26 protein-coding genes and 3 pseudogenes are annotated in these 25,224 nt (G+C 72.7%); 15 read left to right on the top strand and 14 right to left on the bottom strand.

Going from position 1 to position 25,224, the window contains the following annotated elements:
* Positions 1–280 precede the first annotated feature (280 nt).
* Positions 281–1,579: a sensor histidine kinase gene (locus ACFWVE_RS18840; protein ID WP_384015229.1), complete on the top strand. Its 1,299-nt coding sequence runs from the start codon at positions 281–283 to the stop codon at positions 1,577–1,579.
* The gene (locus ACFWVE_RS18835; RefSeq protein WP_384015226.1) at positions 1,567–2,229 is read left to right on the top strand and encodes a response regulator; all 663 of its coding nucleotides are present in this window, start codon (positions 1,567–1,569) and stop codon (positions 2,227–2,229) included. Before ACFWVE_RS18840 ends, ACFWVE_RS18835 begins: the two co-directional genes overlap by 13 nt.
* Here the strand turns inward: ACFWVE_RS18835 and ACFWVE_RS18830 are convergent.
* From ACFWVE_RS18830 to ACFWVE_RS18820, 3 genes are all read right to left on the bottom strand, one after another.
* Complete coding sequence (locus ACFWVE_RS18830; RefSeq protein WP_384015238.1) at positions 2,196–2,624, bottom strand: MazG-like family protein; 429 nt, start codon at positions 2,622–2,624, stop codon at positions 2,196–2,198. The two genes, ACFWVE_RS18835 and ACFWVE_RS18830, sit on opposite strands and share 34 nt — an antisense overlap.
* A gap of 128 nt (positions 2,625–2,752) precedes the next feature.
* Complete coding sequence (locus ACFWVE_RS18825) at positions 2,753–3,295, bottom strand: DoxX family protein (protein WP_384015223.1); 543 nt, start codon at positions 3,293–3,295, stop codon at positions 2,753–2,755.
* A gap of 406 nt (positions 3,296–3,701) precedes the next feature.
* Positions 3,702–4,703 (bottom strand): Gfo/Idh/MocA family protein, encoded by a 1,002-nt coding sequence (locus ACFWVE_RS18820; protein ID WP_384015220.1) that lies wholly within the window; start codon positions 4,701–4,703, stop codon positions 3,702–3,704.
* Positions 4,704–4,887: 184 nt separating this feature from the next.
* Here ACFWVE_RS18820 and ACFWVE_RS18815 point away from each other — a divergent pair, with 184 nt between their 5' ends.
* From ACFWVE_RS18815 to ACFWVE_RS18800, 4 genes and pseudogenes are all read left to right on the top strand, one after another.
* Positions 4,888–6,330 carry a multidrug effflux MFS transporter gene (locus tag ACFWVE_RS18815; RefSeq protein ID WP_384015217.1) on the top strand — a complete coding sequence of 481 codons (1,443 nt, stop codon included), beginning with the start codon at positions 4,888–4,890 and terminating at the stop codon, positions 6,328–6,330.
* 11 nt (positions 6,331–6,341) lie between these two features.
* Positions 6,342–7,460, top strand: coding sequence for a serine hydrolase domain-containing protein (locus tag ACFWVE_RS18810; RefSeq protein WP_384015235.1), 1,119 nt, complete (start codon positions 6,342–6,344; stop codon positions 7,458–7,460).
* Positions 7,461–7,601: 141 nt separating this feature from the next.
* Complete coding sequence (locus ACFWVE_RS18805) at positions 7,602–8,681, top strand: small ribosomal subunit Rsm22 family protein (protein WP_384015214.1); 1,080 nt, start codon at positions 7,602–7,604, stop codon at positions 8,679–8,681.
* Positions 8,654–8,779 (top strand): annotated as a pseudogene (locus ACFWVE_RS18800) (IS5/IS1182 family transposase); the annotation flags it as partial. The gene ACFWVE_RS18805 and the pseudogene ACFWVE_RS18800, both read left to right, overlap by 28 nt.
* Before the next feature lie 15 nt (positions 8,780–8,794).
* Here the strand turns inward: ACFWVE_RS18800 and ACFWVE_RS18795 are convergent.
* On the bottom strand, positions 8,795–10,243 hold the full coding sequence (locus tag ACFWVE_RS18795) for a peptidoglycan D,D-transpeptidase FtsI family protein (RefSeq protein ID WP_384015211.1): 1,449 nt from the start codon (positions 10,241–10,243) through the stop codon (positions 8,795–8,797).
* Between the two features lie 277 nt (positions 10,244–10,520).
* Here ACFWVE_RS18795 and ACFWVE_RS18790 point away from each other — a divergent pair, with 277 nt between their 5' ends.
* Positions 10,521–11,045 carry a copper chaperone PCu(A)C gene (locus ACFWVE_RS18790; RefSeq protein ID WP_384015208.1) on the top strand — a complete coding sequence of 175 codons (525 nt, stop codon included), beginning with the start codon at positions 10,521–10,523 and terminating at the stop codon, positions 11,043–11,045.
* 63 nt (positions 11,046–11,108) lie between these two features.
* On the opposite strand, the pseudogene ACFWVE_RS18785 reads toward ACFWVE_RS18790, so the two are convergent.
* Positions 11,109–11,608, bottom strand: a pseudogene (locus ACFWVE_RS18785) (transposase); the annotation flags it as partial.
* A 36-nt stretch (positions 11,609–11,644) separates the two neighbouring features.
* Complete coding sequence (locus ACFWVE_RS18780; protein ID WP_384015204.1) at positions 11,645–11,872, bottom strand: DUF6243 family protein; 228 nt, start codon at positions 11,870–11,872, stop codon at positions 11,645–11,647.
* A gap of 105 nt (positions 11,873–11,977) precedes the next feature.
* Here ACFWVE_RS18780 and ACFWVE_RS18775 point away from each other — a divergent pair, with 105 nt between their 5' ends.
* Positions 11,978–12,631, top strand: a complete 654-nt coding sequence (locus ACFWVE_RS18775) for a TetR/AcrR family transcriptional regulator (protein WP_384015201.1) — start codon at positions 11,978–11,980, stop codon at positions 12,629–12,631.
* Positions 12,632–12,815: 184 nt separating this feature from the next.
* A complete protein-coding gene (locus tag ACFWVE_RS18770) occupies positions 12,816–13,553 on the top strand; it encodes a bifunctional DNA primase/polymerase (protein ID WP_384015198.1) in 738 nt (245 codons plus the stop codon).
* A 47-nt stretch (positions 13,554–13,600) separates the two neighbouring features.
* Here ACFWVE_RS18770 and ACFWVE_RS18765 read toward each other — a convergent pair whose 3' ends face one another.
* Positions 13,601–14,638, bottom strand: coding sequence for a hypothetical protein (locus ACFWVE_RS18765; RefSeq protein ID WP_384015195.1), 1,038 nt, complete (start codon positions 14,636–14,638; stop codon positions 13,601–13,603).
* 201 nt (positions 14,639–14,839) lie between these two features.
* Positions 14,840–16,009, bottom strand: coding sequence for a serine hydrolase domain-containing protein (locus tag ACFWVE_RS18760; RefSeq protein WP_384015192.1), 1,170 nt, complete (start codon positions 16,007–16,009; stop codon positions 14,840–14,842).
* A 212-nt stretch (positions 16,010–16,221) separates the two neighbouring features.
* On the opposite strand from ACFWVE_RS18760, the gene ACFWVE_RS18755 reads away from it, so the two are divergent.
* Positions 16,222–16,683 carry a DNA-binding protein gene (locus ACFWVE_RS18755; protein WP_384015189.1) on the top strand — a complete coding sequence of 154 codons (462 nt, stop codon included), beginning with the start codon at positions 16,222–16,224 and terminating at the stop codon, positions 16,681–16,683.
* 285 nt (positions 16,684–16,968) lie between these two features.
* Here ACFWVE_RS18755 and ACFWVE_RS18750 read toward each other — a convergent pair whose 3' ends face one another.
* Positions 16,969–17,280 (bottom strand): hypothetical protein, encoded by a 312-nt coding sequence (locus tag ACFWVE_RS18750; RefSeq protein ID WP_384015185.1) that lies wholly within the window; start codon positions 17,278–17,280, stop codon positions 16,969–16,971.
* 142 nt (positions 17,281–17,422) lie between these two features.
* On the opposite strand from ACFWVE_RS18750, the gene ACFWVE_RS18745 reads away from it, so the two are divergent.
* Positions 17,423–18,067, top strand: coding sequence for a PhzF family phenazine biosynthesis protein (locus ACFWVE_RS18745; RefSeq protein WP_384015183.1), 645 nt, complete (start codon positions 17,423–17,425; stop codon positions 18,065–18,067).
* Positions 18,068–18,105: 38 nt separating this feature from the next.
* Here the strand turns inward: ACFWVE_RS18745 and ACFWVE_RS18740 are convergent, their stop codons facing one another.
* From ACFWVE_RS18740 to map, 3 genes are all read right to left on the bottom strand, one after another.
* Positions 18,106–18,237, bottom strand: a complete 132-nt coding sequence (locus ACFWVE_RS18740; RefSeq protein WP_384015180.1) for a DUF397 domain-containing protein — start codon at positions 18,235–18,237, stop codon at positions 18,106–18,108.
* Between the two features lie 84 nt (positions 18,238–18,321).
* The gene (locus ACFWVE_RS18735) at positions 18,322–18,969 is read right to left on the bottom strand and encodes a heme oxygenase (biliverdin-producing) (protein WP_384015177.1); all 648 of its coding nucleotides are present in this window, start codon (positions 18,967–18,969) and stop codon (positions 18,322–18,324) included.
* A gap of 153 nt (positions 18,970–19,122) precedes the next feature.
* Positions 19,123–19,980 (bottom strand): type I methionyl aminopeptidase, encoded by an 858-nt coding sequence (gene map, locus ACFWVE_RS18730; RefSeq protein ID WP_384015175.1) that lies wholly within the window; start codon positions 19,978–19,980, stop codon positions 19,123–19,125.
* 60 nt (positions 19,981–20,040) lie between these two features.
* On the opposite strand from map, the gene ACFWVE_RS18725 reads away from it, so the two are divergent.
* Positions 20,041–20,277, top strand: a complete 237-nt coding sequence (locus ACFWVE_RS18725) for a hypothetical protein (protein WP_384015172.1) — start codon at positions 20,041–20,043, stop codon at positions 20,275–20,277.
* 30 nt (positions 20,278–20,307) lie between these two features.
* Here the strand turns inward: ACFWVE_RS18725 and ACFWVE_RS18720 are convergent, their stop codons facing one another.
* Positions 20,308–20,910, bottom strand: coding sequence for a hypothetical protein (locus tag ACFWVE_RS18720; RefSeq protein ID WP_384015169.1), 603 nt, complete (start codon positions 20,908–20,910; stop codon positions 20,308–20,310).
* A 147-nt stretch (positions 20,911–21,057) separates the two neighbouring features.
* Between ACFWVE_RS18720 and npdG the strand changes: the two genes are divergently transcribed.
* Positions 21,058–21,792 carry an NADPH-dependent F420 reductase gene (gene npdG, locus ACFWVE_RS18715; RefSeq protein ID WP_384015166.1) on the top strand — a complete coding sequence of 245 codons (735 nt, stop codon included), beginning with the start codon at positions 21,058–21,060 and terminating at the stop codon, positions 21,790–21,792.
* A 56-nt stretch (positions 21,793–21,848) separates the two neighbouring features.
* Complete coding sequence (locus ACFWVE_RS18710; protein WP_384015163.1) at positions 21,849–22,067, top strand: hypothetical protein; 219 nt, start codon at positions 21,849–21,851, stop codon at positions 22,065–22,067.
* A 24-nt stretch (positions 22,068–22,091) separates the two neighbouring features.
* Here ACFWVE_RS18710 and ACFWVE_RS18705 read toward each other — a convergent pair whose 3' ends face one another.
* A complete protein-coding gene (locus ACFWVE_RS18705; protein WP_384015160.1) occupies positions 22,092–22,892 on the bottom strand; it encodes a site-2 protease family protein in 801 nt (266 codons plus the stop codon).
* A 252-nt stretch (positions 22,893–23,144) separates the two neighbouring features.
* On the opposite strand from ACFWVE_RS18705, the pseudogene ACFWVE_RS18700 reads away from it, so the two are divergent.
* Positions 23,145–23,804, top strand: a pseudogene (locus ACFWVE_RS18700) (BTAD domain-containing putative transcriptional regulator); the annotation flags it as partial.
* Positions 23,805–25,224: the final 1,420 nt, after the last annotated feature.

The following is a 25,224-nucleotide window of genomic DNA, read 5'->3' as shown; positions in this document are numbered from 1 at the left end:
GGCGGGGCGGCGGCCAGCCGCAGCACGTCGGCCCGGGCGGCATCGAGCCGCAGCAGCAGCGGGCCGGCATGCTCCAGCAGCCGCACGCCGGCCGGGGTCGGTGCGACGGGGCCCGATCACGGGTTCCGTACCGCCGCGCAGCACTGTGTCCCCGCGCACCGGTAGCGACGCCCTCGCGTCCAACCGCCGGAGCGGTGCGCACGGGACCGCCCGCGCCCTCTATCCTCACTGCCCTGGAAGCTGTGCGCAGGGCAGGGCAGGGCAAGGGCAGGCGGTACACATGGGGACGCACGACCGGTCGACGAAGACGGCCGGCGCCCCGGCGCGTCCGGCGCCCGCCCCCACGTCGTTGTCCACCTCCGTCTCCGCCCGCGCCCGCTTCGCCCTGGACGCCCTCGAACACCTGGTCAGCGGATTCGGCACCGGCATCCTCGCCCTGGTCGTCCTGCTGTGGCTGGCCGTGACCGCCGCCGCCTGCCTCGTCGGGGTGGGCCTGGTGCTGCTGCCCTCCGCGCTGCACGCGGTGCGCGCCGTCGCCGACCGGGAGCGGGCCCGGCTGTCCCGCTGGGGCCCGGAGATCATCGGCCCGGCGCCGCTCCCGTCCGGGCTGCGCGCCGCCGTCACCGACCGCACGGTCCGGCGCGAGGTGTGCTGGGTGGCCACGCACGGCGTCCTCGGCATGTTCCTCGGCGCGGTCGGGCTGACGCTGCCGCTGAACGCGGCCCGCGACATCAGCTTCCCGCTGTGGTGGCACCTCGTACCGGAGAGCGCGGCCACCGCCGCCGCGGGCTGGTGGACCGTACGCGACTGGCCCGGCGCCTTCTTCGTCCTGCTGATCGGCGTCCTGTGGCTCGCCGTCATCCTGCTGTGGATGCCCGCCCTCGCCCGGCTCCAGGCGCGACCCGGCCGCCGGCTGCTGCGTCCCGACGACGGCACCGACCTCGTCCTGCGGGTCGCCGAACTCACCGCCACCCGCGCCGCGGCCCTCGACGCCCACGCCGTCGAACTGCGGCGTATCGAGCGCTCGTTGCACGACGGCACACAGAACCGTCTGGTCGCCGTCACCGTCCTGATCGGCGCCGCCCGCCGGGCCCTGACCCGTCACCCCGCCGACGCCGAGGCCGCCCTCGACCGCGCCCAGGACGCCGCCGAGCAGGCGCTCGCCGAACTCCGCGCGGTGGTGCGCAGCATCCTCCCGCCGGTCCTGGCCGACCGCAGCCTGCCCGACGCGCTCACCGCGCTCGCCGCCGACTGCCCCGTCCCCTGCGCCATCGACGCGGACGTGCCCGGCCGGTGCGCCGCGTCGGTGGAGGCGACCGCGTACTTCGTGGTCGCCGAGGCCCTCACCAACATCGCCAAGCACAGCGGCGCGAGCCGGGCCACCGTCACCGTCCGGCGCCGCGACGACCGGCTCCGCCTCACGATCCACGACGACGGCCGCGGCGGCGCGCAGGAGACCGGCGGATCCGGCCTCACCGGCATCCGGCGGCGCACCGAAGCACACGACGGAACCATGGAGCTGGCCAGCCCCGCCGGCGGCCCCACCACCCTGGAAGTGACCCTGCCATGCGGATTGTGATCGCCGAGGACGACGCCCTGCTGCGCGAAGGGCTCGCGCTGCTGCTGCGCGCGGAGTCCCTGGACGTCGTGGCCACGGCGGGGGACCCCGACGCCTTCCTCGAGGCCGTGGACGCCGAACGGCCGGACGTCGCCATCGTCGACGTCCGGATGCCGCCCACCCACACCGACGAGGGCATCGTCGCCGCCGTGGAGGCCCGGCGCCGCCGCCCCGACCTGGCCGTCCTGGTCCTGTCCGCCTACGTCGAGCAGGCCTTCGCCACCAGCCTCCTGGTCCAGGGCAGCGCCCGGCTCGGCTATCTGCTGAAGGAACGCGTCGGCCGGGTCGAGGAGTTCCTCGGCGCCCTGCACCGGGTGGCGGAGGGCGGCACCGCCATCGACCCCGAGGTGGTCGCCCAACTCCTCACCCGCAGCCGCCCCGACGAGCGGCTGCAACGGCTCACCCCCCGGGAACGCGAGGTCCTGGCCCTGATGGCCGAAGGACTCGGCAACGCGGCCGTCGCCGAACGGCTCGTCGTCTCCGACGGCGCCGTCCACAAGCACATCCGCAGCATCTTCGCCAAGCTCGACCTGGCCCCCACCGACCGCACCGACCGCAGGGTCGCCGCCGTCCTCCACTACCTGGAGGGCGGCGCAGCCCGGCGCTCCTGACCAGCGGCGGGGACGTCCCCGCCGAACGAGCGGGCGGCGACCCGCGCCACGTGCCGGGTGAACACCTCACCGGCGTCGGGAGTGAGGGAACGCAGGGCCACCAGAGCCGTGAGGGCGACGTCGCACAGTTCCGAACCGACGTCGTCCCAGGAGTGCGTGACGCCCTTGCGCGGGTTCTGCCCGGTCGCGCCGATCACCGCCTCGGCGACCTCGCCGACCTCCTCGGACAGCTTCAGCACCCGCAGCAGCAGCGCCTCCCGGCCGTCGGCCGCGCGGTGGGCGTCCAGCCAGGCGTGCAGGCCGTCGACGCGATCCCAGAGACCGTCCGACGGCGAGGACGGGGCAGGGGACGGGGCAGGGGACGGGGAGGGGGAGAAGGGGAAGGAGGGGGACACGGGCGGGCTCGGGACGGGGCTCGGGACGGGGCTCGGATTCGGGTCGCTCATACGGCAGACCTTGGCACAGGGCACCGACAACACCCGCCCCGCCGGGTGACGTCCGACCACGGTGGGCACGTCGGCCGTCAGTCGAACAGAACCTCCTGCTCGCCCTCCCGCGCCCTGCGCAGGCGTCGGCTGCGCGCGCCCACGACCACCGCCGTGACCGCCGCGGTCGCGGCGAAGGCCGCGACGACCATCCAGTCCCGGTCGGCCGAGTGGCCGAGGGCGTGGTCCAGGGAGAGCCGGCCCGGCCCGGTGACGGCGAGGCCGGCCGCCGTCAGACCCAGGATCGCGGCATGTTCGTAGCCGCCCTCCTGGTTGAAGAAGCCGTTGGGCGCGTGCACGGCGGCCGCGCCCGCCATCGCCCCGGCCGCCGCCGCACCCGCCGCCGGAGTGGCGAGGCCGAGCGCGAGCAGCGCGCCGCCGCCCGCCTCCGCGAGGCCGGCCGTCGTCGCGCTGACCTTGCCCGGTGCGTAGCCGATGGTCTCCATGAACTGGCCGGTGCCCTCGATCCCGCCCCCGCCGAACCAGCCGAACAGCTTCTGCGTGCCGTGTGCCGCCAGGGCACCGCCCGTCCCCAGCCGGAGCAGCAGCAGGCCCAGATCACGTCGGTCGTAACAGGTCACGTCGTCTCCCGGTCCCGGAGCAGTCCCCGTGGCAGTCGCAGTCGCAGTCTTGTGACGTGACCACCGTCGCACCCCGGCGTCCGGCCCTGCCTGCGGCCGTCCGCCGTTCGGGTGGTGCGGCCGGCGCCGTGGAGCGGCCGCGCTACAGCCTGACGCGGCAGCCGTTCCACCCACCGGCGCGTACCCCGCGCTCCCACGCGGGTCCGCCCCCTGCCGGTGCGGTGGAACGACTGCCGCTTCCTCCCCCTGGATGTGGTCTGCGGAGTCCGTGTAAACCCTCGGCCTCACATGTGAAGCTTTGGTGCAGGAGGGTTGAGCATATGGCCGTCACCGGCCGCAACGCTACGGATCGTCGCATTCCGTTTGTGCAGCTTGTGAAATCCGGAGGGCTGGGCTCCGGATCGGCTCAGCCGGCTTCCCCGGGATAGCGGACGCCGATGCGGTCCCGGATCGCGTCGAGTGTCCGCATCACCGCGAGCGTGCCGTCCAGCGGGACGAGCGGGGACTCGGTCCCGCCGGCCCGCAGGGCGCGCATCGCCTCGGCCGCCTCGTGCTTGAGGGTGTTGCGGGCCCCGTCCGCCGGGTCCGCGGTGAACTCCTCCGCGTCCCGTCCCTCCCGGTGCAGCACGAACCGGTCCGGGAAGAAGAAGCCGTACGGGATGTCGATCCGGCCCTCGGAGCCGGTGACCGACGCGGAGGTCGCGGTACCGCCGACGATGGAGCAGTGCACCGACGCGACGGCCCCGCTCTCCCAGGAGAGCAGCGCGCCCGTCTGGAGGTCGACCCTCTCCTCCGAGAGTGTGGCCTTCGCCACGACGTCCGACGGCTCCCCGAGCAGCAACTGCGTGAACGACACCGGATACACGCCGAGGTCCAGGAGCGCGCCGCCGCCCAGCGCCGGGTCCCGCAGCCGGTGCGACGCGGGGACGTTCGCCGCCAGCCCGAAGTCGGCCTGCACCGTGCGTACTTCACCGATCGCGCCGTCGTCGATCAGCGCCTTCAGCCGCCGCACCATGGGATGGCAGTACATCCACATGGCCTCCATCAGGAAGAGCCCCCGGTCGCGTGCCAGGCCGACCAGTTCCGTCGCCTCGCGCGCGTTGAGGGTGAACGGCTTCTCGCACAGCACGTTCCGCCCGGCCTCCAGGCACAGCCCGGCCGCGGCCCGGTGCGCCGAGTGCGGGGTGGCGACGTAGACGATGTCCACCTCCTCGTCCCGCGCGAGTGACTCCCAGTCGCCGTACGCCCGCGGTATCCCGAACCGCTCGGCGAACGCCTTCGCCGGCTCCAGCGACCGCGAGGCCACCGCCACGACCTCCGCGTCCGGCAGGTCCACCAGATCCGCCGTGAACGTCGCGGCCATGCCGCCCGTCGCCAGAATTCCCCAGCGCACGTTCTGCCCTGTCATCCGTTCCGCCCTTGCTCGTTCGTGATGCATGGTTCGTTCGTCGTTCGTGGTCCCGGTCGCTCTTCCGTGGAAGCGCTCCCATGACATCCTCGCGAACATCTTCACCCGGGACCGCCGCTCCCGGCGAGCACCCTGTACGGGCTGAGAGCATAGGGAGCCCATGAACCAAAGAGGGAGGGGCCACATGCCCGAGGGCGGGGCGTCCACATCCACCACGACATCGAGTACGGCGCCGGGCACGGCCACTTCGACAGCCACCGCGGGCAAGAGGAGCCGCGGCGGGAATCAGGGGGCACCGGTACGGGTGACCGGGGCGACCCGGGCGACTCTCCTGGTCACGCTCATCCTGGGCAGCATGACCGCCACCGCCCCCCTGGCGATGGACATGTACCTCCCCGCGCTCCCCGAGGTCGCCCGGGCGCTGGGGTCGACCGCGTCCACCGTCCAGCTCACCCTCACCGCCTGCCTGGCCGGTATGGCGCTCGGGCAGCTGGTGGTGGGGCCGATGAGTGACCGGTGGGGGCGCCGCCGGCCGCTGCTCGTCGGTCTCGCCGCCTACATCGTCGCCACCGCGCTGTGCGCCATCGCGCCCAATGTGGAACTGCTCATCGCCTTCCGGCTGGCCCAGGGACTGTCGGGCGCGGCCGGCATCGTCATCGCGCGGGCGGTGGCCCGTGACCTGTACGACGGCGTGGCCATGGCCCGCTTCTTCTCCACCCTCATGCTGGTCTCCGGCGTCGCCCCGATCGTCGCCCCGCTGATCGGCGGGCAGGTGCTGCGGGTGACGGACTGGCGGGGCGTCTTCGTCGTCCTCACCGCCCTCGGCGTCCTGATGGCGGCCGTGGTGTGGGCGAAGCTGCCGGAGACGCTGCAGCCCGCCGACCGTCACCGCGGCGGGGTCGGCGAGGCGCTGGGCTCGATGCGCCGGCTGCTCGCCGACCGGGCCTTCAGCGGCTACGTCCTCACCGGCGGCTTCGCCTTCGCCTGCCTCTTCGCCTACGTCGCCGCCTCCCCGTTCGTCGTCCAGGAGATCTACGGCGCCTCCCCGCAGACGTTCAGCCTGCTGTTCGGGATCAACTCGGTGGGCCTGATGATCATGGGCCAGATCAACGGCAAGGTGCTGGTCGGCAGGGTCCGGCTGGACCGGGTGCTCGGCCTCGGGCTCGTCGTCGTCGTGACCGCCTCGACCGCGGTGCTGCTGATGGCGCTGGGCGTGTTCGGGGACGTCGGGCTGGCGCCGATGGCCGTCGCGCTGTTCGTGCTGATGTCCGCCATGGGCATCACCATGCCCAACACCCAGGCGCTCGCCCTGATGCGCGTCAGGCACTCCGCGGGCTCCGCGTCCGCCCTGCTCGGCACGTCGTCCTTCCTCATCGGCGCCATCGCCTCCCCGCTGGTCGGGATCGCGGGCGAGGACACCGCCGTTCCGATGGGCGTCGTCCAACTGACCGCAGCCCTGGTGGCCCTGGCCTGCTTCATGGGAATGTGCCGCCCCTGGCGCGGGCGCACGGCCACGGACGACGGAATCACCCTGCGTCCCCGCGCGGCCGGCGGACCCGGCGGAAGCAGTACAGCCGACGGAACCAACGGAACCAGTGGCACCGAGAGAGCGGGGGCGGGCAGCTGAGCGCACCGAGACTGCGCCACGGCACCCCGGAACGGGCCGGGCTCGACCCCCGCGAACTCGCCGCCCTCGTCCGGGAGGTCCGCGCCCGCACCGCCGGGGAACACCCCTGGGCCGCGGGCGCCGTCGTGGTCGCCGGCCGCGGCCCGGTGCTCGCCGTGCGGGAGGCGGCGGGCTGGGCCGTACGGTACGCGGCGTACGACGAGCGGACCGGGGCCGCGGTGGAACTGCCGCCCGGTGACCGCGTGCCGATGGCCGTGGACACCCCCTTCGACCTGGCGTCCCTGACCAAACTGTTCACCTCGGTGGCCGCCGTGCAGCAGATCGAGCGCGGCACCCTGGGCATCGACGCCCGCGTGGGCGCGTACCTGCCGGACTTCCCGGCGGCCGTACGGCACGGCGTCACCGTCCGTCAGCTGCTCACCCACACCTCCGGGCTGCGCCCCGACCTCCCGCTGTACGACTGCGCCGACGACGCCGAGCGCCTGGCCCGGCTCCGCGCGGAGCGGCCGACCGGGGTGCCCGGCACGTACTGCTACTCCGACCTGAACATGCTGCTCCTCCAGCACGTCCTGGAGCGCCTCACCGGCCGCGCCCTCGACACGCTCGTCCGCGACGGCATCACCCGGCCGCTCGGCATGACCGCGACCGACTTCGGCCCGTGTCCGGGCGCGGCGGCCACCGAGGACCAGCGGCGGCCCTGGGCCAAGGCGGACCGGGGCATGCTGCGCGGCGAGGTGCACGACGAGAACGCCTGGGCGCTCGGCGGTGTCGCGGGCCACGCGGGTCTCTTCTCCACCGGCCCCGACCTGGCGGTCTTCTGCCGCACCCTGCTGGCGGGCGGCTCGTACGGCCCCGCCCGCATCCTCGGCCCCGACTTCGTGGACCTGCTCCTCGCCCCGCCGGGCCTGGGCTTCGCCGTGGACCAGCCCTGGTTCATGGGGGAGTTGGCCGGGCGGGGCGCGGCCGGCCACACCGGCTTCACCGGCACCTCCCTGGTCCTGGACCGCGCCACCGACACCTACCTCGTCCTCCTCGCCAACACGGTCCACCCCCGCCGCCCGCCGGCCCCGTCCAACGGCCCCCGCGCGACGGCGGCCACGCGCGTGGCCCGCGCGGTCCGGGGGAAGTGAGGGGCACCGCGGACGGGCGACGCCCGCCGGACCGGGGCGGCCGACGGACCGCGCAGGCGGCTGCCGGGTGCGGTGCGACGCGGCGGGCGGCACCGTCGTGGCCGGTGCCGGGGCCGTCCGCCCGCGCCGTAGAATCACGAGGTGAACGCCCCCGCTCCCGTCTCGCCCGGCTCTCCCGCCGACACCCTGCGCAGCGCGCTCGCCGGGCTGCTCGACGGGCTCCCGCCGCGGCAGGCGGCGCAGGCCGTCGAGCGGCTGATCGCCACCTACCGGGGCGCCACCCCGACCGCGGCACCCATCCTGCGCGACCGCGCGGACGTCGCCGCGTACGCCGCGTACCGGATGCCCGCCACCTTCGAGGCCGTACGGTCCGCGCTGACGGCGTTCGCCGACGCGGTGCCCGGCTGGACGCCCGGCGACCACCTCGACATCGGCGGCGGAACCGGCGCCGCGGTCTGGGCGGCGAGCGCCACCTGGGACGGGAAGCGGCCGGTGACCGTCCTCGACTGGGCCGAGCCCGCCCTCGCCCTCGGCCGGGAACTCGCCGCCGCCCACCCCGCCCTCGCGGACACCCGCTGGCAGCGCTCCCGGATCGGCACCGCGCTCACCCTCGAGCCCGCCGACCTCGTCACCGTCTCCTACGTCCTCAACGAACTGACCGACGCCGACCGCGCCGCCCTCGTCGACGCCGCCGCCGGGGCCGCCCGGGCCGTCGTGATCGTCGAACCCGGCACCCCCGACGGCTACGCCCGCGTCATCGAGGCCCGCGACCGGCTGATCCGGGCCGGCTTCCGGGTCGCCGCCCCCTGCCCGCACAGCGCCGCCTGCCCGATCGTCCCCGGCACGGACTGGTGCCACTTCTCGGCGCGGGTCAGCCGCTCCTCGCTGCACCGCCAGGTCAAGGGCGGCTCCCTCGCCTACGAGGACGAGAAGTTCAGCTACGTCGCCGCCACCCGCCTCCCGGTGAGCCCCGCCCCCGCCCGCGTCGTCCGCAAGCCCCAGATCCGCAAGGGCCAGGTCCTCCTCGACCTCTGCGAGACGGACCCGGCCCTGCGCCGCACCACCGTCACCAAACGCCACGGCGACCTGTACCGGGCGGCCCGGGACACCGACTGGGGCGACGCCTGGCCGCCGCCGGCCGATGACGGGGGGCGCCAGGAAGTTCCGTTCGGATCAGTCGGTCACCGGCCCGGACCGTCGAGCGGTGCGTCAACCGCCTGAAGCAGTGGCGCGGCATCGCCACCCGATACGAGAAGACCGCGACCGTCCACCTCGCCGGACTCCACATCGCAGGCCTCCTCCTCCGGTCCGCCCGCTGATCCGTACGAAACCGCCTAGGTGAGCGCAGCCTGCATGATCTTCTGGGCGATGGGAGCCGCCAGGCCGTTGCCGCTGACCTCCGAACGCTCTGCGCCCGAGTCCTCGACGACGACCGCGACCGCCACCTCCTTGCCGGTGGACCGGCCTTTTGCATAGGACGTGAACCACGCGTACGGCGTCTTGCTGTTGTCAACGCCGTGCTGAGCGGTGCCCGTCTTGCCGCCCACCTCCGCCCCGCCGATTTGCGCGTTCGTCCCCGTGCCGTCCTCGACGACGGTGACCATGGCGCTGCGCAACTGCTCGGCGGTGGACGACGACACGACGCGTTGTGCAGCCGCGTTCCCGAAGTCCTCCAGGGTCCCGCCGTCCGCGTCCGTCACCTCGGAGACCATGTGCGGCGCCGGGAGCTCGCCGCCGTTGGCGATCGCCGCCGAGACCATGGCCATCTGGAGCGGGGTGGCCGTCACGTCGAACTGGCCGATGCCGGTCAATGCGGTCTGCGCCCTGTCCATGCCCGAGGGGTACACGCTTTGGGACGCCCGCACCGGCACGTCGAGCTTCTCCGCGTTGAAGCCGAACTTCTCCGCCATCGCCTTCACCGAGTCCTGGCCGAGGTCGACGGCCAGCTTCGCGAAGACGTTGTTGCAGGAGTACTTGAGCGCGGTGCGCAGCGTGGCGTCTTCACAGGGCGCGGACGCGTTCTCGTTCGTGAGGACCGTCCGCGTGCCGGGCAGGGTGTAGGGGTTCGGGCTGTCCGTCCGCTCGTCGACGGACCCGAACAGTTCCTCTTCCAGCGCCGCCGCGGCGACGACCAGTTTGAACGTGGAGCCGGGCGGCAGTGGCTGCCGCAGCGCCCGGTTGAGCATGGGCTTGTCCTCATCACCGGTCAGCCGGCGCCAGGCGTCGCCGGCCCGCAGGCCGCTGATCTCCGACGGATCATACGAAGGCGTGGAGACCATGCCCAGGATCCGCCCGGTTTCCGGATCGATCGCGACGGCTGCGCCCTTCTTGTCGCCCAGCGCCTCGTACGCGGCCTCCTGTACACGCGGGTCGATGGTCGTCACGACGTCACCGGGGTCACCGGGGTCGCCGATCAGAATGCCGACCGGGTTCTTCAGCCGGGGGTCGGTCCCGTCGAGGACGTCCTCATGGATGCCCTCCAGCTGCGTTGCGCCGTACACGTGAGACCTGTAGCCGGTGACGGCCGCGTAGAGCTCGCCGTTCCTGTAGGTCCGCTTGTATTCCAGATCGCTTCCCTCGGTCTCCTTCGATCCGGTGACCGGCGAACCGGCCACGATGATGTCACCGAGCGGCTGCGCGTACTGCGCGATGATGTTCCGCCGGTTGTGCTTGTCATCCGCGAGGGCCTGGCCCCGGAACGCCTGCACCCACGTGACCCGCACCAGCAGGGCGAGCACCAGGAGCAGGCAGAAGACCGAGGTGTGCCTGATCGTTTTGTTCATCCCACATGAGGGACGAACGGGGCGGTTCGGGGAGTTCCGGAACGTCGATCGTCTCAGAAGACGTTCATCTCGGTACGGCGCGGTGAAGCCCGCCTCGTACCCGTGATCACCGCCGGGGCGCCCCGTGCTGTTCACGGGCCACGCGAACACCCGCTTCGATTGTTCACGAGAGCACTGACCGGTGCTCCGTTCCCACCCGATGAGCCCGTGTGCGGTTGCCCTGGATCATCGGGGTGCTGATGGTTGGTCCAGTGGGGGCTGACGAGGAGGAGCGACCATGGCACGACGTTCCGCGCTTCGAGGCCGGTGCGGCTTGGCGGCCGCGGCCCTCGCGCTGGCCGTGACTGCCGGCGGATGCGGGGGTGACGATTTTTCCCTGCCGGACTGGGAGGCACCGGGGCAGAATGCCCGCGTCGGCGATCTCATGATCAGGTACGCGCACTTGGCGGAGCCGCGCGGCGAGCCGTGGAAGCCCGGGGACGACGTTCCCGCTTACGTCTGGCTCTACAACAAGGGGGCAGAGGCAGACAGGCTGGTGGGTGCGAGCACACCGGCGGCCGACTCCGTGGACATCGTCGGGCCCGACGGCAAGCCGCTTTCCGACGGGGTGAACCTTCCGGAGAACAAGCTCGTCGAATTGGAACCCGGCAAGGCCCACCTCGTCCTTCGGGACCTGCGCCAACAGGTCAGAGGCGGCGATTTCATCAAGATCACCATGCGGTTCCAGGATGCCGGGTCGATCACCTTCAACATCCAGTCGCAGATCCCGGCCTACGACCAGAGCCCCTCCCCGAGCCGCTGAACCGCCCGCACGGCGATCATGTCACCGGGCGACGACGTGTGCTGCTGGGCAGTTTCGTTTGGACCACCGGGCGGACCGGATGCACCGCTCGACGGTATTGCGCTGTTCACAGGTCTCGCGGTCGAAGGCCGGTGGCCTGCCACCCATGCTGCCGCGACGCAGCCGGTGGCCGCGCCGGTCCGCCGGGACGGGGATCACCGCGCGGATACCGCGCTTGCGCAGGTGCTCGCGGATCGCCCGGGACGAGTACGCCCTGTCGGCCAGGGCCACGTCCGGCCTGGTGCGGGGCCGTCCCCGCCGACGGGGAACGCGCCGGCGGGCCATGACGTCGGTGAAGGCGGGTGCGCCGCCGGCCTGTCCGGCGGTGAGAACAAATGCGAGGGTCCACCTGCCGTACTCCTCCGGCAGGTGGACCCACCGCGTTCCGGTCCGGAACTTGAAGGCGATCGCGCCGATCACCTCACGGTGGTCCCACCAGCGACCATCCCGCCTCGGGTCCTGTCCGGGAGCGACGGTTCGATCCGCGCCCACTGCGCACCTGTCAACGGCACACCCGGACCAATGACCGACTGATCCAAACGAAACTGCCCAGGTCCGCTTCAGGACCGGTTCCCGGGCTCTGCGTCGCCTCCTCCCCGGTGCTGTACTTGCCGGTGTTCCTGCTCGCGTCGCTCCTGGAGCCTGCGCAGCAGTTCGCGCTTCTGGGCCCGGGCGTCGCGTCCGCCGCCGACGCGGCCGTCGCGTCCGCCGCCGCGCAGGGCCTCGCGGCCGAGGTGCTGTCGGGTGCCGCCGACGCCCAGCATGTTTCCGGATCCGCCTCGGGACATGGTGATCTCCATTCTTCCGACTCGCGACGATACGTATCGTCTCGGTTCAGCTCTCACCACTCTCAGGCGAGACGCACCGTCTTGTCAACCTGCTACATTCGAGCCATGGCCTCGAACAGCTCCTCAACCCCCGACTCCACCCGCCGCAGCGAGCGTTCCCGCCGCTCCATCTACGACGCGGCCATCGCCCTGGTCGTGGAGATCGGCTACCCGAAGACCACGATCGAGGGCATCGCCGCCCGCGCCGGCGTCGGCAAGCAGACGATCTACCGGTGGTGGCCGTCGAAGGCGGACGTCCTGCTGGAGGCCTTCCTCGACCTCGGCGAGCAGACCGCCCGCACCGCCGCGGAGGAGCACGGGACCGTTGACGGGCAAGGGGAGCCGCAGGGCCAGGGCATCCCCGACACCGGGGACCTCGCCGCCGACCTCAAGCTCGTCCTGCGCGCCACGGTCGACGAGCTGCGCAACCCGGCGTTCGAGGCGCCCTCCCGCGCCCTGGCCGCCGAGGGCGTCGTCAACGAGGAACTCGGCCGGAGGTTCGTCGCCAAGCTGCTGGAACCCTCGCTCCAGCTCTACGTCGACCGGCTGCGCTCCGCGCAGGAGGCGGGTGACGTCCGCCCCGAGATCGACCCGCGCATCGCCCTGGAACTGTTCGTCTCACCACTCGCCCAGCGCTGGCTGCAGTACACCGGGCCGATCTCCTACGAGTACACCGACACCCTCGTCGACTACGCCCTGGGCGGCATCGCGCCCCGCTGACCAGGCCCGGCGCCGAAGGGTGGGCGCACCTTGCGGGCATACCTTTCGCCCCGTGGGGCACCCCTCGTCACGTCCGGGCCCCGCTTGTCCCGGCTGCGCCGATTATGGGCTCCGCCCCCCTGAGGCGCAGGATGGTGGGACGATAGGGCATGCTGTGCAGCACGACGGCGAGGCGAGGAGCTAGATGAGCGCGGAGTTCGGCGGTAGGACCGGCAGGCAGGGCAAACTCTCCCGGTGGCTGCGCGGACGCCGCCCGGAACCGGCCGTCGACGAAGGCGGCCGCGAGGCTCTGCTGCTCGCCGCCGCCGGTGCGGGACTCCCGCTCGCGCCCGCCGCCCACCCGGCCGGATACGGCTGTTCCTGCGACCGCGTCGGCTGTCCCACTCCCGCCCGGCACCCCGTCTCGTTCGCCTGGCAGACGCAGTCCACCACCGACCGCGCCCAGATCGAGCGCTGGGCCCACCACCAGCCGCAGGCCAACTTCATCACCGCGACCGGCATGGTGCACGACGTACTCGACGTGCCCCTCGAAGCCGGTCACGAGGCGTGGGAGGGCCTGCTGGAGGCCGGGGTCGAGGTCGGTCCCGTCGCGGAGAGCGACGACGGCCGCATGCTGTTCTTCACCCTCACCCGGGGCACTCCCGAGGACGAGGACGAATGGTGGCCGTGCGAGCTGGACTGCCACCCCGAGACGATGGACGAGCATCCGGGCCTGCGCTGGCACTGCCGCGGTTCGTACGTCCTGGTACCGCCCGCACGGCTGCCCGGCGACGACAACCGGTCGGTGCACTGGCTCCGCGGTCCGGAGCATCCACTGCCCGACCCGCTGAGCCTGCTGGAATACCTCACCGACGCCTGCGCCCGCCATGCCGGCGAGTACCCCGACCAGGCGGCCGCCGCGGCCTGGCCCTCGCGCCGCTGACCCGCCGCGAAAACACGGTCCGGTCCCGCCGTACGGCAGCGGACGCGCTACTCGCCCTTCGCCGACGTCAGTCCCTGGATCCGCCCCAGGATCTCCACCTCGCCGTCGCCACCGCCGCCGTCGCCCGGGTCCAGAGCCACCTCGTTGGACACGAACTCCATCGTCAGGTTCTGCCGTATCTCGCCGGTGGTCAGCGCCAGTACGTCCTTGTTCGGCGTCGGCACGGACGTTCCGGCGGCGGCCGTCTGCTTCTCGAAGTGGCGCGTGGTGAAGAAGACCAGCGCCCCGCCGTCCTCGGTACGCAGTGCCAGCGGCGCGTAGTCGCCGTTCGTCATCGGCTCGTCGATGTACTGCGTGGCCAGACCCGGCCGGGCCGACTGCTTCGTCCGCAGTGCCCGCCACGCGCTGGTGTGCGGCCCCTTGGCGAAGACGGCGTCGCCACCGTCCTCGCCGTCCTCGCCGTTCTTCAGGTACGTCGCGTACGCCGCGCTCAACTCGCCGGGCGGTACGGCCAGATCGGCCGCGTTCGCGGGCACCGCCTCGGCCCAGCCGTCCTTGTCCACCGCGAACCCGGGCATCGCGTCCGGGGCGACCAGCGTCAGGTACGCCGCCTCCCAGGTCTCGTCCAGACCGCTGCGCGTGAACACCAGCAGCCAGCGGGAGTCGCCGCCCTTGTTGCCGGCCGCGTCCGCGAGGAACCAGCGGGGCCAGCCGGCCTTCTTGGGGATGGTGAACTTCGCGTCCGTCAGCTTCAGCGGCGCGTGCCGGGGATTGCCGTCCGGACTGTTGGCCTTCCCGGCCGTCAGCCGCGCCGTGTCGATGTCGGCGAGCGCACCGGTGGTGTGGTCGGCGTCCAGGGAACTGTCGTACGCCTCGTCGGCCTTGTTGTAGGCGGCCGTGAACTCCTGGAGTGCCGTGGCCGCTTCGGCGCGGGTGGTGGCCGGAAGCACCTCCCGCTCACCGTGCACCACCACGCAGCCGCTCGCCGTCAGCGACAGAGCGGTCGCCGAGGCGGCCGCGATCAGCACGCTCCGGTCGAACCCGTGGAACCCGCGGAGCCTTCGAAGGCCGAGATACCTGCTCATCCGGATCCTTCACCTTCCCCTTCCCGGAGCCGAACCCTACCGGGGCGGGGTGCGGCGCGAACGCCGGGACCGGATACAGCGGCCACACCGTGACCCGGCGCGGAACCCGCCCGGGTGAGAGGGCCGGAGGGAGGGGGCATGACGGCGTGATCAGGAAGGGCAACCCTCGGCAGAGGAGGTGCCCTTCCCGGTCCTCACGTCCTAACGGTTGAAGGCAGGCAGGGCGAACCGGGCGACGAGCGGGAAGCCGTCCTCCCGGGCGCTCTTGGCGTTCACCGAGTACACCACCGTCCGGGACAGGTCCCGGGTCGCGGCCAGCACCGTGTGGTAGCCGGGCCGGGACCCCGTCTTGCCCCAGATCTCCGTCCCGTTGTGGACGAAGCGCTGAAGCGCCATACCGTAGGACGCGCCCTCGACGTCGGGGACGACGAACATCTGGTCCAGGAGCGGCTGCGGCACCACCCGGCCCCGGAACAGGGCCACCAGGAACCGCTCCAGGTCTGCGGTGGTGGAGATCATGTCGCCGGCCGCCCAGCGGTCGGACATGTTCCACTCCGTGACGTCGGTGGTCCGGCCGCCGATGTCCGTGTAGGCCCGGTGGTGCGGGCCGTGGACGCGCGGGTCCGGTCCGGCGGGGAAGCCGGTGTGCCGCATGCCCAGCGGGCGGAAGATCCGTACGTCGGCCCGGTGTTCGTAACGGTCGCCCGTCACCTTCTCGATCAGCAGGCCGAGCACGGTGTAGTCGATGTTCTGGTACACCTGCCGCTCCCCGGGCGCGAAGGCCGGGCCCTTCGCGACCGCCGTGGCCACCACCCGCTCGGCACTGAGGGTCCGGAACCGGTGGGGATACATCTCCTCGGTGGTCGAGCCGAGGTTCGCCCCGGGCCGCAGGCCGCTGGTGTAGGTGAGCAGGTGCCGTACGGTCGGCGGCTCGGTGAAGGAGGCCGGCAGCAGACCGGGCAGATAGCGGGTGAGAGGCGCGTCGAGTTCGACCCGTCCCTCCGCGACCAGCTGAAGCACCAGCGCGGCGGTGACCACCTTGGTCGTCGACCCGGCCCGGAACCGCGCGTTCTCCAGAGCGGGGGCCCCGGTCCGCAGATCCCTCACCCCGGCGACCCCCGCCCAACTCCCCTTGCCGCCGACCCGGACGAGAGCGGCCGAGACGTCCCCGTCGGGGAGTCCGGTGAGGGCCTTCTCCAGAGCGCCGACGTCAGGACCGTCGGGGTCAGGGGCGACTCCGACGGACGAGGCGGCCGCCGCGGAAGCCGTCCCGAGGGGATGGGCGGCGGCCACTCCGGCAAGGGGGCCGAGAGCCAGCCCGGCCAACAACGCGGAGGAAACGGCGATACGGACAGGGCGATGGGCATTCATGTACGGGTTCTCCTGCTTCCCAGGGGGCAGCGCTTCGGACGGACTCCATCCTGGTGATCACGCACGCCACCGGGATCCTGCGCGAAGAGGAGCCCAACCCCTCACATCCGGCGCCCAGTTCTCCGGGGGACCCCTAGTTGCACGGGCCATTTAAACGGATTGTTTAAAACAGTCTGTTGACAAGTGAATGTGTGGCGTCGCATCCTTCTCCCATGCCGTCGACTCCCGAACAGCACCCCGAGCCCAACTCCGACCCCTTCATGCCTCCGCAGCCGGAACAGGCGCGGGCGCAGCGCGTCCACGCGTCCCTCTTCCGCGTCGCCGAGCGGCACGCGGCCACCGACGAGCAGCGCCGCCGGCAGGTCCACCCCTCGGTCCTCGGCCCGCACGAGGCCGTCCGGCTGGTGTCGTTCCTGCTCAGCGGGGCCGCGCAGCTGGACGACGGTGAACCGGAGGTGGACCAGGCCGACGTCACGGCCGCGCTGAGCCTCGTGCCCCTGGTCCGCGGGGAGCTGGACGAACTGGAAACCGGTCTCCTCCAGATGGCCCGAGGCCGCGGGATGACCTGGCAGGACATCGCCTTCGGCCTCGGCCTCGGGACTCCCCAGGCAGCCAGACAGCGTTACGAACGCCTGGCCGGCCGCACGGCGGCCGCCGAGGAAGGCCCGGAGTAGAAGGGCCCGCGGTACGTCTCCGTGCACCTCGCGCTCCAAGGAGTTCGATCAGGCGGTCATCGTGGACCCGGCACCATTGCGACTCCGTGTGATCCGCGACGGTCTCCACGTGGAGAACGCCTTTCTCCGGGCCCTCCACAACGAGGTGTGCGGTTGTTCCGCCCACCGGCTCGGTGAAGCAGCCGGGCACCGTCCGGCCGCCGGCCGAGGCCCGAGGCCGCCGGCCGTCGGCCTGGGCAGCCTCCCGGTAATGCCGCAAAGCCGTCCTCGGCGAACCCCTCTCTGTCAGCCTCGCAGGTGCTGGAGGCTGACGGTCGGAAGGGCGCCCTTGACCACCTCGGGTGACAGCGTCAGGCCGAACTCGCGCTCCGGCATCGTCAACGCGGTCACGGACGGCTCCCAATCGCCGGACTCCCCGTTCTCCTCCAGGAAGAAGCCTGCGTCAGTGAGGGCACGGTTGAGGAAAGAGGGCTCGGCGCCCTCCGGCGGCTGGAAATGCCGGGCGTCGTAAGAGGCCAGGAGTTTCCCGGATCGCACATGCGCGATCCGGGTCGTGCTGTCGAGGAGTGCCCAGATCGCGACAGCCTCGGTGTTCATGGACAGGTGGGTGAGCACCGGAGTCCTCCGATCGCCCACGTGGGCGCGGCTGCTCACGTTCTCCCGGGAGTGGTTGGCCCCAGACCGGCGCCACCGGGAGCGGGGGGCGACCTCGTTTGCTGCGCGATGCTTCAATGCCCCCGTGACTGACTACGACGTGGTGCGCGTCTTCTGCGGCCCCCGGGGCGGGTACGGCAACGAACTCGGTGTCGTCCGTGAGGGTTCCTTCATGCCCGGGCGGAGCGAGCGGCAGCTGTTCGCGGAGAAGCTCGGCTTCAGCGAGACCGTGTTCGTCGACGACCCCGAGCGCGGGGTGATCGACATCTACACCCCCACCCTGCGCCTGCCCTTCGCCGGCCACCCGTGTGTCGGTGCGGCCTGGCTGCTCGACGTACCCGAACTGGTCACGCACGCCGGGGTGGTGGGCGCCCGGCAGGACGGGGAGTTCTGCTGGATCGAGGCGCGCGCGGAGTGGGTGCCGCCACGCACCCTGCGCCAGTACGCCACCGCCGCCGAGGTCGACGACCTGGCCGTGCCGCCGAAGGGGGAGTGGATCTACGCCTGGGCCTGGGAGGACGAGCCCGCCGGCCGGATCCGCGCCCGCGCCTTCCCCGGCCGCGACGACGGCATCGACGAGGACGAGGCGACCGGCGCCGCCGCCCTCCTCCTCACCGACCGGCTGGGGCGCGCCCTCAACATCACCCAGGGCACCGGCTCCCAGATCCTCACGGCACCCCAGCCGTACGGATGGACCGAGATCGGGGGACGAGTCATCCTGGAGCGCTGAACTGCGACGAGGGCTTGTGTGCTGTCAGGCGGCCGGTGTCAGTCCAAGCGCGCGACGAATGCCTGCCCCGCGTCTCGGCCGAAGGGGATGGCCGGGCTGCTGGGGTTCTTGCCGTCGCGTACGGGTACGAGGGCGGGGACGCTGTGGGCGAGTTCGAGGCACTCACTCACCCTGTCCGCCGCTGTAGCCGCTCCTGGTCCACATGGAGCGGCTACATGGAGCGGCTGCGGTTTCTGTGAGCCGCGGAGCGGGCGTCACGCCGACAGCGGGAACTCCTCGCCCAGGGCGCGGAAGACGTCGGTGTTCAGGGCGAAGGCCCGCTTGCACTCGGTGATGACGCGCTGCTTCTCCAGGTCGTCCGCCCGGACGCCGTCGAGCAGTTCGCGGTACTCGCGCTTGAAGGCGGACGGGTTGGATATCTCCTCGAAGACGTAGAAGCGGACGCCGTCGCCCTTCTTCGGGAAGCCCCAGGTGCGCTCCGCCCTGTCGCGGATGAGCTGGCCGCCGGAGAGGTCGCCGAGGTAACGGGTGTAGTGGTGGGCGACGTAGCCCGCCGGCCATGCGCTCGCGCAGTGCGCGACGCGCTCCGCGTACGCCCGCGTGGCGGGCAGGGCCGTCAGCGTCGCGCGCCACTCGGGGCCCCGCAGGTGGGCGAGGTCCTGCTCCAGGGAGGGCAGGCGCAGCAGCTCCGGGCGGATGAACGGGCCGGCCACCGGGTCCGACGCCAGCCGCTGTGCGCCGGACTCCAGCGCCTCGTACACGAACCACAGCTGCTCGGTGTAGCGCGCGTACGCGTCCACGCCCAGCCGGCCGCCGAGCAGGTCGCTCATGAACGTCGAGGTCTCCGCCTCCACGTGCTGCTCGTGCGAGGCGGTGCGGATGAGGGTCGAGAAGGAGTCCATGAGTCCAGATCTTTTATGGTTAGGTTTACCTAAGTCAATACCTTGCCGACGGTTCGTCGGTATCCCGTCGGTGACTCCCTACCCCGATGTGGAACGACGAAAGCCCGCCCTCCGAAGAGGGCGGGCTCGAGAGGGAGGAGACTTTGGGTCCGGCTACGGCAGGGTCAGGATGTCCGCGCCGGTGTCCGTCACCACCAGGGTGTGCTCGAACTGGGCCGTCCGCCTGCGGTCCTTCGTCACGACCGTCCAGCCGTCGTCCCACATGTCGTACTCGTGGGTTCCCAGGGTCAGCATCGGCTCGATCGTGAACGTCATGCCCGGCTGGATGACCGTCGTCGCGTGCGGACTGTCGTAGTGCGGGACGATCAGCCCGGAGTGGAACGCGGTGTTGATGCCGTGGCCGGTGAAGTCCCGCACCACGCCGTAGCCGAAGCGCTTGGCGTACGACTCGATGACCCGGCCGATGATGTTGATCTGCCGGCCCGGCCTGACGGCCTTGATCGCCCGGTCCAGCGACTCCCGGGTGCGTTCCACCAGGAGCCGGCTCTCCTCGTCCACGTCGCCCACCAGGTACGTGGCGTTGTTGTCGCCGTGCACCCCGCCGATGTACGCCGTCACGTCCAGGTTGACGATGTCGCCGTCGCGCAGCACCGTCGAGTCCGGGATGCCGTGGCAGATCACCTCGTTGACCGACGTGCACAGCGACTTGGGAAAACCGCGGTAACCGAGCGTCGACGGGTACGCGCCGTGGTCGCACATGTACTCGTGCGCCACCCGGTCCAGCTCGTCGGTGGTCACGCCGGGCGTGATGAGCTTGGCGGCCTCCGCCATCGCGCGCGCCGCGATCCGCCCGGCGGTCCGCATCGCCTCCACGGTCTCGGGGGTCTGCACCTCCGGCCCGGTGTACGGCGTGGGAGCGGGCTTCCCGACGTACTCGGGTCGGCGGATGTTTCCGGGTACGGAACGGGTGGGAGACAGTTCCCCTGGGATGAGCAGCGACTGGCCAGACATGGCGGCGAGTCTAATTCAGTGCCCACGGGGCACCGTCTTCCGTGGCGAGAGGAGCCGGTCATGCCCCTGTTCAAGAAGCGGACGGTCGGAAAGCCGGGCGAGTGGTACTACTGCCTGGAACACCAGAAGGTCGAGGAGGGTCCGGACTGTCCGAACAAGGACCGCTTCGGGCCCTACACGAGCCGCACCGAGGCCGAGTACGCCATGACGACGGCCCGCGAGCGCAATCTCCAGTGGGAGAACGACCCCAAGTGGCACGACGCCCCCGAGGGCGACGGCGGGCGCGGCGACGCCTGACCGGGCGGCCCGCGGGCGGGCCCGCTCCGGCTACCAGCGGGCCGGGGGCGGGGCCGTCAGGAGGTCGGCCAGGCGTGACATGCGGTCCCGGAAGGGGCGGCGGCCCCGCGACGGGGGCAGCGCGTTCTCCCCGGCCGCCGCGCCGACCAGGTGCTGCACGGTGTCCAGGTCCAGCTCGGCACCGTCCGGGACGGCCAGTGTCTCGTGGGCCAGCGCCGGCAGCTCGCCGTCGCCGGGGCCCAGGGACAGCAGCGTCGCGCCGGCCCGGCGGGCGTCCGACACCCGCTCCAGCAGTGGGGCCGTGGGCTCCCCGGGCGCCACCACCAGCAGCGTCTCGCCCCGCCGTGCCGCCTCCAGCCGTCCGAGCCCCACCGCCAGGTGCGCGGGGTCCGAGGGGCGCGCGTCGTGGCGTACGAGCGTCGGGGCCAGCTCCGGTGTGCCCGACCAGGCGGCTTCGTCCACCAGATGCGCCGCCAGGTGCCACGGCTCGTACTCCCGTGTGCCCACGAGCAGCAGCCCGCCCCCGTGCGACACCACCGATCCCCGCAGCGCACCCGCGAACCGCCGGGTGGCCCCCAGCCACTCGGTCCCGGCGAGCACGTCCCGCAGCAGCGCGACCCGTACGGCGTCCATGGACCGCACCCTGCCCCGACCGGGCCCCGAGGATGCGGTGTTCGCCTCCGGTTCACCCGGCCGAGGGGGCGGCGTGCGGCGCAGTGACGGGGCTCACGTGGATCCGCTGAGCCGGAAACCGCCTCCCCGCGCACGTAGAGTCGGACCATGACCTCCAGTACCTCCAGCGACAGCGCACAGCAGCCCGGGAACGCCCCCGCGAAGGCGTCCGCCAAGGATCCCTGGGACCTGCCCGACGTCTCCGGGCTCGTCGTCGGCGTGCTCGGCGGCACCGGACCGCAGGGCAAGGGCCTCGCCTTCCGGCTCGCCAGGGCCGGCCAGAAGGTGATCATCGGCTCGCGCGCCGTCGAACGCGCGCAGGCCGCCGCCGAGGAGCTCGGCCACGGCGTCGAGGGCGCCGACAACGCCGAGACCGCCCGCCGCAGCGACATCGTGATCGTCGCCGTGCCCTGGGACGGCCACGGCGCAACGCTCGAAAGCCTGCGCGAGGAACTGGCCGGCAAGCTCGTCGTCGACTGCGTCAACCCGCTCGGCTTCGACAAGCAGGGCGCCTACGCGCTCAAGCCCGAGGAGGGCAGCGCCGCCCAGCAGGCCGCCGCCCTCCTGCCGGACTCCCGGGTCACCGCCGCCTTCCACCACCTGTCCGCGGTCCTGCTCCAGGACCCGGAGACCGACATGATCGACACCGACGTGATGGTGCTCGGCGAGGTCCGCGCCGACGTGGAGACCGTGCAGGCCCTGGCCGGACGCATTCCCGGCATGCGCGGCGTCTTCGCCGGGCGGCTGCGCAACGCCCACCAGGTGGAGTCCCTGGTCGCCAACCTGATCTCCGTCAACCGCCGCTACAAGGCACACGCCGGGCTCCGCGTCACGGACGTATGACCTCATGGGGGACACTGGTCGGCGAAGCAGTGTCCCCCGACAGGAGCCCAGCCGCCATGCCCCGCCTCGCTCTCTACGCCCTCACCGTCTGCCTCCTCGCCGTCGCCGCGGCCGTCGTGTCCTTCGTCCAGGGCAGCTGGCTGGGGGTCGTCTGGATCCTGCTCGTGGGGCTGTCGTCCAACATGACCTGGTACTACGTACGGCGCGGGAAGGCCGAGCGGGAGGCCGAGAGGGCGGCGCGGGCAGCCCGGACCGAAGGCCCCGTCACGGGCTGAGCCGCACGTCGCCGGCCGGGTCCGTCACGCGGCGGCAGCGCAGAACTCGTTCTCGCCCTGCCAGAAGCGGAACAGCTCCAGACCGCAGTACGTCTCCACCTCGTGGATGCCCAGGGCCGACAGGACCGAGTCGATCACGTCGAAGAACACGCCGTTGACCGCCGGCACCCACAGCAGCGCGAACACGAACAGCAGGCCGAACGGCGCGAACGGCTCCACCTGCCGCCGCAGGCCCGGCGACAGCCAGGGCTCGAGCACGCCGTAGCCGTCCAGGCCCGGCACCGGCAGGAAGTTCAGGATCGCCGCCGTCACCTGGAGCAGCGCCAGGAACGCCAGCGCGAACCGGAAGTGGACCGGCACGCCGTCCAGCGCGCCCAGCCAGAACGGTGCCGTGCACACGATCGCGAACAGGACGTTCGTCAGCGGACCCGCCGCCGAGATCAGGCTGTGCCGCCAGCGCCCCCGGATCCGGTGCCGCTCGATGAACACCGCGCCGCCCGGCAGACCGATCCCGCCCATGATCACGAACAGCACCGGGAGCACGATGCTGAGCAGGGCGTGGGTGTACTTCGCGGGATTCAGGGTGAGGTAGCCCTTCGCGCCGATCGAGATGTCGCCGCTGTGCAGCGCCGTGCGGGCGTGCGCGTACTCGTGCAGGCACAGCGAGACGATCCAGGCGGCCGTCACGAACAGGAACACGGCCACGCCCGGCTGGTTCGCGAACCCGGTCCAGGTGGCCCATCCCGTGACCGCCGTGACGGCCAGGATGCCCAGGAACACCGGGCTGATCCGCCGGTCGCTGTGGCGGGTGGTGACGGTGGTCATGGGGCTCCCTGGGCTGACTGTCGGGCCACGGCCCGTCGGGCACACGGCCACCGGGCACGAGGCGGGACGCGCGGCACGCGCGGGCGGACTGCCCGACCGTACCGGGCGCACCCGGAAAACGTCTCGCGTCGGCCACCGGTTCCGGAGAGGGTGGGGACCCAGGGGCGCGGGAGGAGAGGGCAGCGGACGAACGGGGCCGCCGACCCGCCCGCCCGACCCCGGCCCGTGACCGCCCCCGGACCACCAGGGACAATGGACCCCGTGCGCTATCGCATCCTCGGTACCACCCAGGCACTCCGCCCCGACGGCACCTCCGTCCCGGTCGGCGGGGCGCGGTTGCGCGCGCTGCTCACCGTGCTCGCGCTGCGGGCCGGCCGCACGGTGCCGGTGCGGCACCTCGTCGACGAGGTGTGGGACGGCGAACCGCCGGCCGACGCGACGGGCGCGCTGCAGGCCCTGGTGGGGCGGCTGCGCCGGGCGCTCGGCGCGGACGCGGTGGCCTCCGACGGCGGCGGCTACCGCCTCACCGCCACACCCGACGACATCGACCTGCACCGGTTCGAGCGGCTCGCCGGCGAGGGGCTGCGCGCGCTGGCCGACGGGGACCCGGCCAAGGCGTGCCTCCTGCTGGACGAGGCACTCGCCCTGTGGCGCGGCCCCGCCCTCGCCGATCTGCCCGACCGCACCGGCGAGGCGGCCCGGGCCGCCGCCCGGCGCCTGGACGCCCTGCGCGCCCGGCACGGCGCCGCCCTCGCCCTCGGCGAGGCCGAGCGGTCGCTGCCCGAGCTGACCGCCCTGTGCGACAGCCACCCGTTCGACGAGCCCCTCCAGGTGCTGCGGCTGCGCGCCCTGCGGGACGCCGGCCGCACCGCCGAGGCACTGGCCGCCTACGCGGACGTACGCCGACTGCTCGCCGACCGGCTGGGCTCCGACCCCGGTATCGAACTGCGTTCCCTGCACGCCGAATTACTGAGACCGGAGGCGACACCGACGGCCGCGGCGGCGCCACCGCCCCCGCATCCGCCCGGCAGCCTGCGGGCCCGGCTGACCTCCTTCGTCGGCCGGGAGGCCGACATCGATGCCATCCGGGGTGATCTCGCCTCGGCCCGGCTGGTCACCCTGCTCGGGCCCGGCGGGGCCGGGAAGACCCGGCTGTCGCAGGAGGCCGCCGACGCCCTCCTGCGGGCGTCCGCCGCGCACAACGGCGCGTCCGCCGCGCACAACGGCACAGGCGACGATGCGGTCCAAGGCGGGCTCCTGGACCGGGTACGGGACGGAGTCCGGGTCGCCGAACTCGCCCCGGTCGACGACCCCGCCGCCGTCCCCGAGGCGGTCGTCACCGCCGTCGGCGCCCGCGAGACCGTGCTGTACGGCGCCGGCGCCGAGGGCATGCGGGCCGCCACCGAACGCGGCGACGACCCCGTGGACCGCCTCGCCGAACACTGCGGCAGGCGCCGCATGCTGCTCGTCCTGGACAACTGCGAGCACGTCGTGGACGCCGCCGCCCGGCTGGTCGAGACCCTTCTCGAACGCTGCCCCGGCCTCACCGTGCTCGCCACCAGCCGCGAACCCCTCGGTGTCCCCGGGGAGCTGCTGCGCCCGGTGGAACCGCTGCCGGAACCGGTCGCGCTGCGGCTGCTCGCCGACCGCGGGGCCGCCGCCCGCCCCGGCTTCCGCGTCGACGACGACCCGGAGGCGTGCGCGGAGATCTGCCGCCGGCTCGACGGGCTGCCCCTGGCCATCGAACTCGCCGCCGCCCGGCTGCGGATGCTGACCCCGCGCCAGATCGCCGACCGGCTCGACGACCGCTTCCGGCTGCTCACCTCGGGCAGCCGCACCGTCCGGCCCCGCCAGCAGACCCTGCGGGCCGTCGTCGACTGGTCCTGGGACCTGCTCGACGCCGGTGAACGGGACGTCCTGCGGCGGCTGTCCGTCTTCGCGGGCGGCTGCGACCTCGCCGCCGCCGAGGCCGTGTGCGGGCCCGCCGTACTGGACCTGCTCGGTTCGCTCGTGGACAAGTCCCTCGTGGTGGCGTCCCCTTCGGGCAACGGCACAGGAGACAACGGCGCAGGCACCGGCCCGGGCGGCGGCGAGATGCGCTACCGACTGCTGGAGACGGTCGCCGAGTACGCGTCCGAACGGCTCGACGAGGCCGGACAGCGGCCCGGTGCCGAACGTGCCCACCTCACGTACTTCCGCGAACTCGCCCGCACCACCGATCCGTTGCTGCGCGGTCCGGACCAACTGGTCGCCATCGAGCGGCTGGAGCGCGAATACGAGAACCTGCGTACCGCGCTGCGCCACGCCCTCGCCGCCCGCGACGAGCAGGAGG

Source organism: Streptomyces sp. NPDC058632 (assembly GCF_042717095.1).
Classification (GTDB): domain Bacteria; phylum Actinomycetota; class Actinomycetes; order Streptomycetales; family Streptomycetaceae; genus Streptomyces.
Note: the sequence above shows the minus strand (reverse complement) of the source record. Positions and strands in the feature narration are given on the sequence as shown.

Bases quoted from the DNA above. Each gene is read 5' to 3' on its own strand.
- ACFWVE_RS18840 (WP_384015229.1), top strand. From the start codon at position 281: ATGGGGACGCACGACCGGTCGACGAAGACGGCCGGCGCCCCGGCGCGT.
- ACFWVE_RS18835 (WP_384015226.1), top strand. From the start codon at position 1,567: ATGCGGATTGTGATCGCCGAGGACGACGCCCTGCTGCGCGAAGGGCTC.
- ACFWVE_RS18820 (WP_384015220.1), bottom strand. From the start codon at position 4,703: ATGACAGGGCAGAACGTGCGCTGGGGAATTCTGGCGACGGGCGGCATG.
- ACFWVE_RS18815 (WP_384015217.1), top strand. From the start codon at position 4,888: ATGCCCGAGGGCGGGGCGTCCACATCCACCACGACATCGAGTACGGCG.
- ACFWVE_RS18795 (WP_384015211.1), bottom strand. From the start codon at position 10,243: ATGAACAAAACGATCAGGCACACCTCGGTCTTCTGCCTGCTCCTGGTG.
- ACFWVE_RS18790 (WP_384015208.1), top strand. From the start codon at position 10,521: ATGGCACGACGTTCCGCGCTTCGAGGCCGGTGCGGCTTGGCGGCCGCG.
- ACFWVE_RS18780 (WP_384015204.1), bottom strand. From the start codon at position 11,872: ATGTCCCGAGGCGGATCCGGAAACATGCTGGGCGTCGGCGGCACCCGA.
- ACFWVE_RS18775 (WP_384015201.1), top strand. From the start codon at position 11,978: ATGGCCTCGAACAGCTCCTCAACCCCCGACTCCACCCGCCGCAGCGAG.
- ACFWVE_RS18770 (WP_384015198.1), top strand. From the start codon at position 12,816: ATGAGCGCGGAGTTCGGCGGTAGGACCGGCAGGCAGGGCAAACTCTCC.
- ACFWVE_RS18765 (WP_384015195.1), bottom strand. From the start codon at position 14,638: ATGAGCAGGTATCTCGGCCTTCGAAGGCTCCGCGGGTTCCACGGGTTC.
- ACFWVE_RS18760 (WP_384015192.1), bottom strand. From the start codon at position 16,009: ATGAATGCCCATCGCCCTGTCCGTATCGCCGTTTCCTCCGCGTTGTTG.
- ACFWVE_RS18755 (WP_384015189.1), top strand. From the start codon at position 16,222: ATGCCGTCGACTCCCGAACAGCACCCCGAGCCCAACTCCGACCCCTTC.
- ACFWVE_RS18750 (WP_384015185.1), bottom strand. From the start codon at position 17,280: ATGAACACCGAGGCTGTCGCGATCTGGGCACTCCTCGACAGCACGACC.
- ACFWVE_RS18735 (WP_384015177.1), bottom strand. From the start codon at position 18,969: ATGGACTCCTTCTCGACCCTCATCCGCACCGCCTCGCACGAGCAGCAC.
- map (WP_384015175.1), bottom strand. From the start codon at position 19,980: ATGTCTGGCCAGTCGCTGCTCATCCCAGGGGAACTGTCTCCCACCCGT.
- ACFWVE_RS18725 (WP_384015172.1), top strand. From the start codon at position 20,041: ATGCCCCTGTTCAAGAAGCGGACGGTCGGAAAGCCGGGCGAGTGGTAC.
- ACFWVE_RS18720 (WP_384015169.1), bottom strand. From the start codon at position 20,910: ATGGACGCCGTACGGGTCGCGCTGCTGCGGGACGTGCTCGCCGGGACC.
- npdG (WP_384015166.1), top strand. From the start codon at position 21,058: ATGACCTCCAGTACCTCCAGCGACAGCGCACAGCAGCCCGGGAACGCC.
- ACFWVE_RS18710 (WP_384015163.1), top strand. From the start codon at position 21,849: ATGCCCCGCCTCGCTCTCTACGCCCTCACCGTCTGCCTCCTCGCCGTC.
- ACFWVE_RS18705 (WP_384015160.1), bottom strand. From the start codon at position 22,892: ATGACCACCGTCACCACCCGCCACAGCGACCGGCGGATCAGCCCGGTG.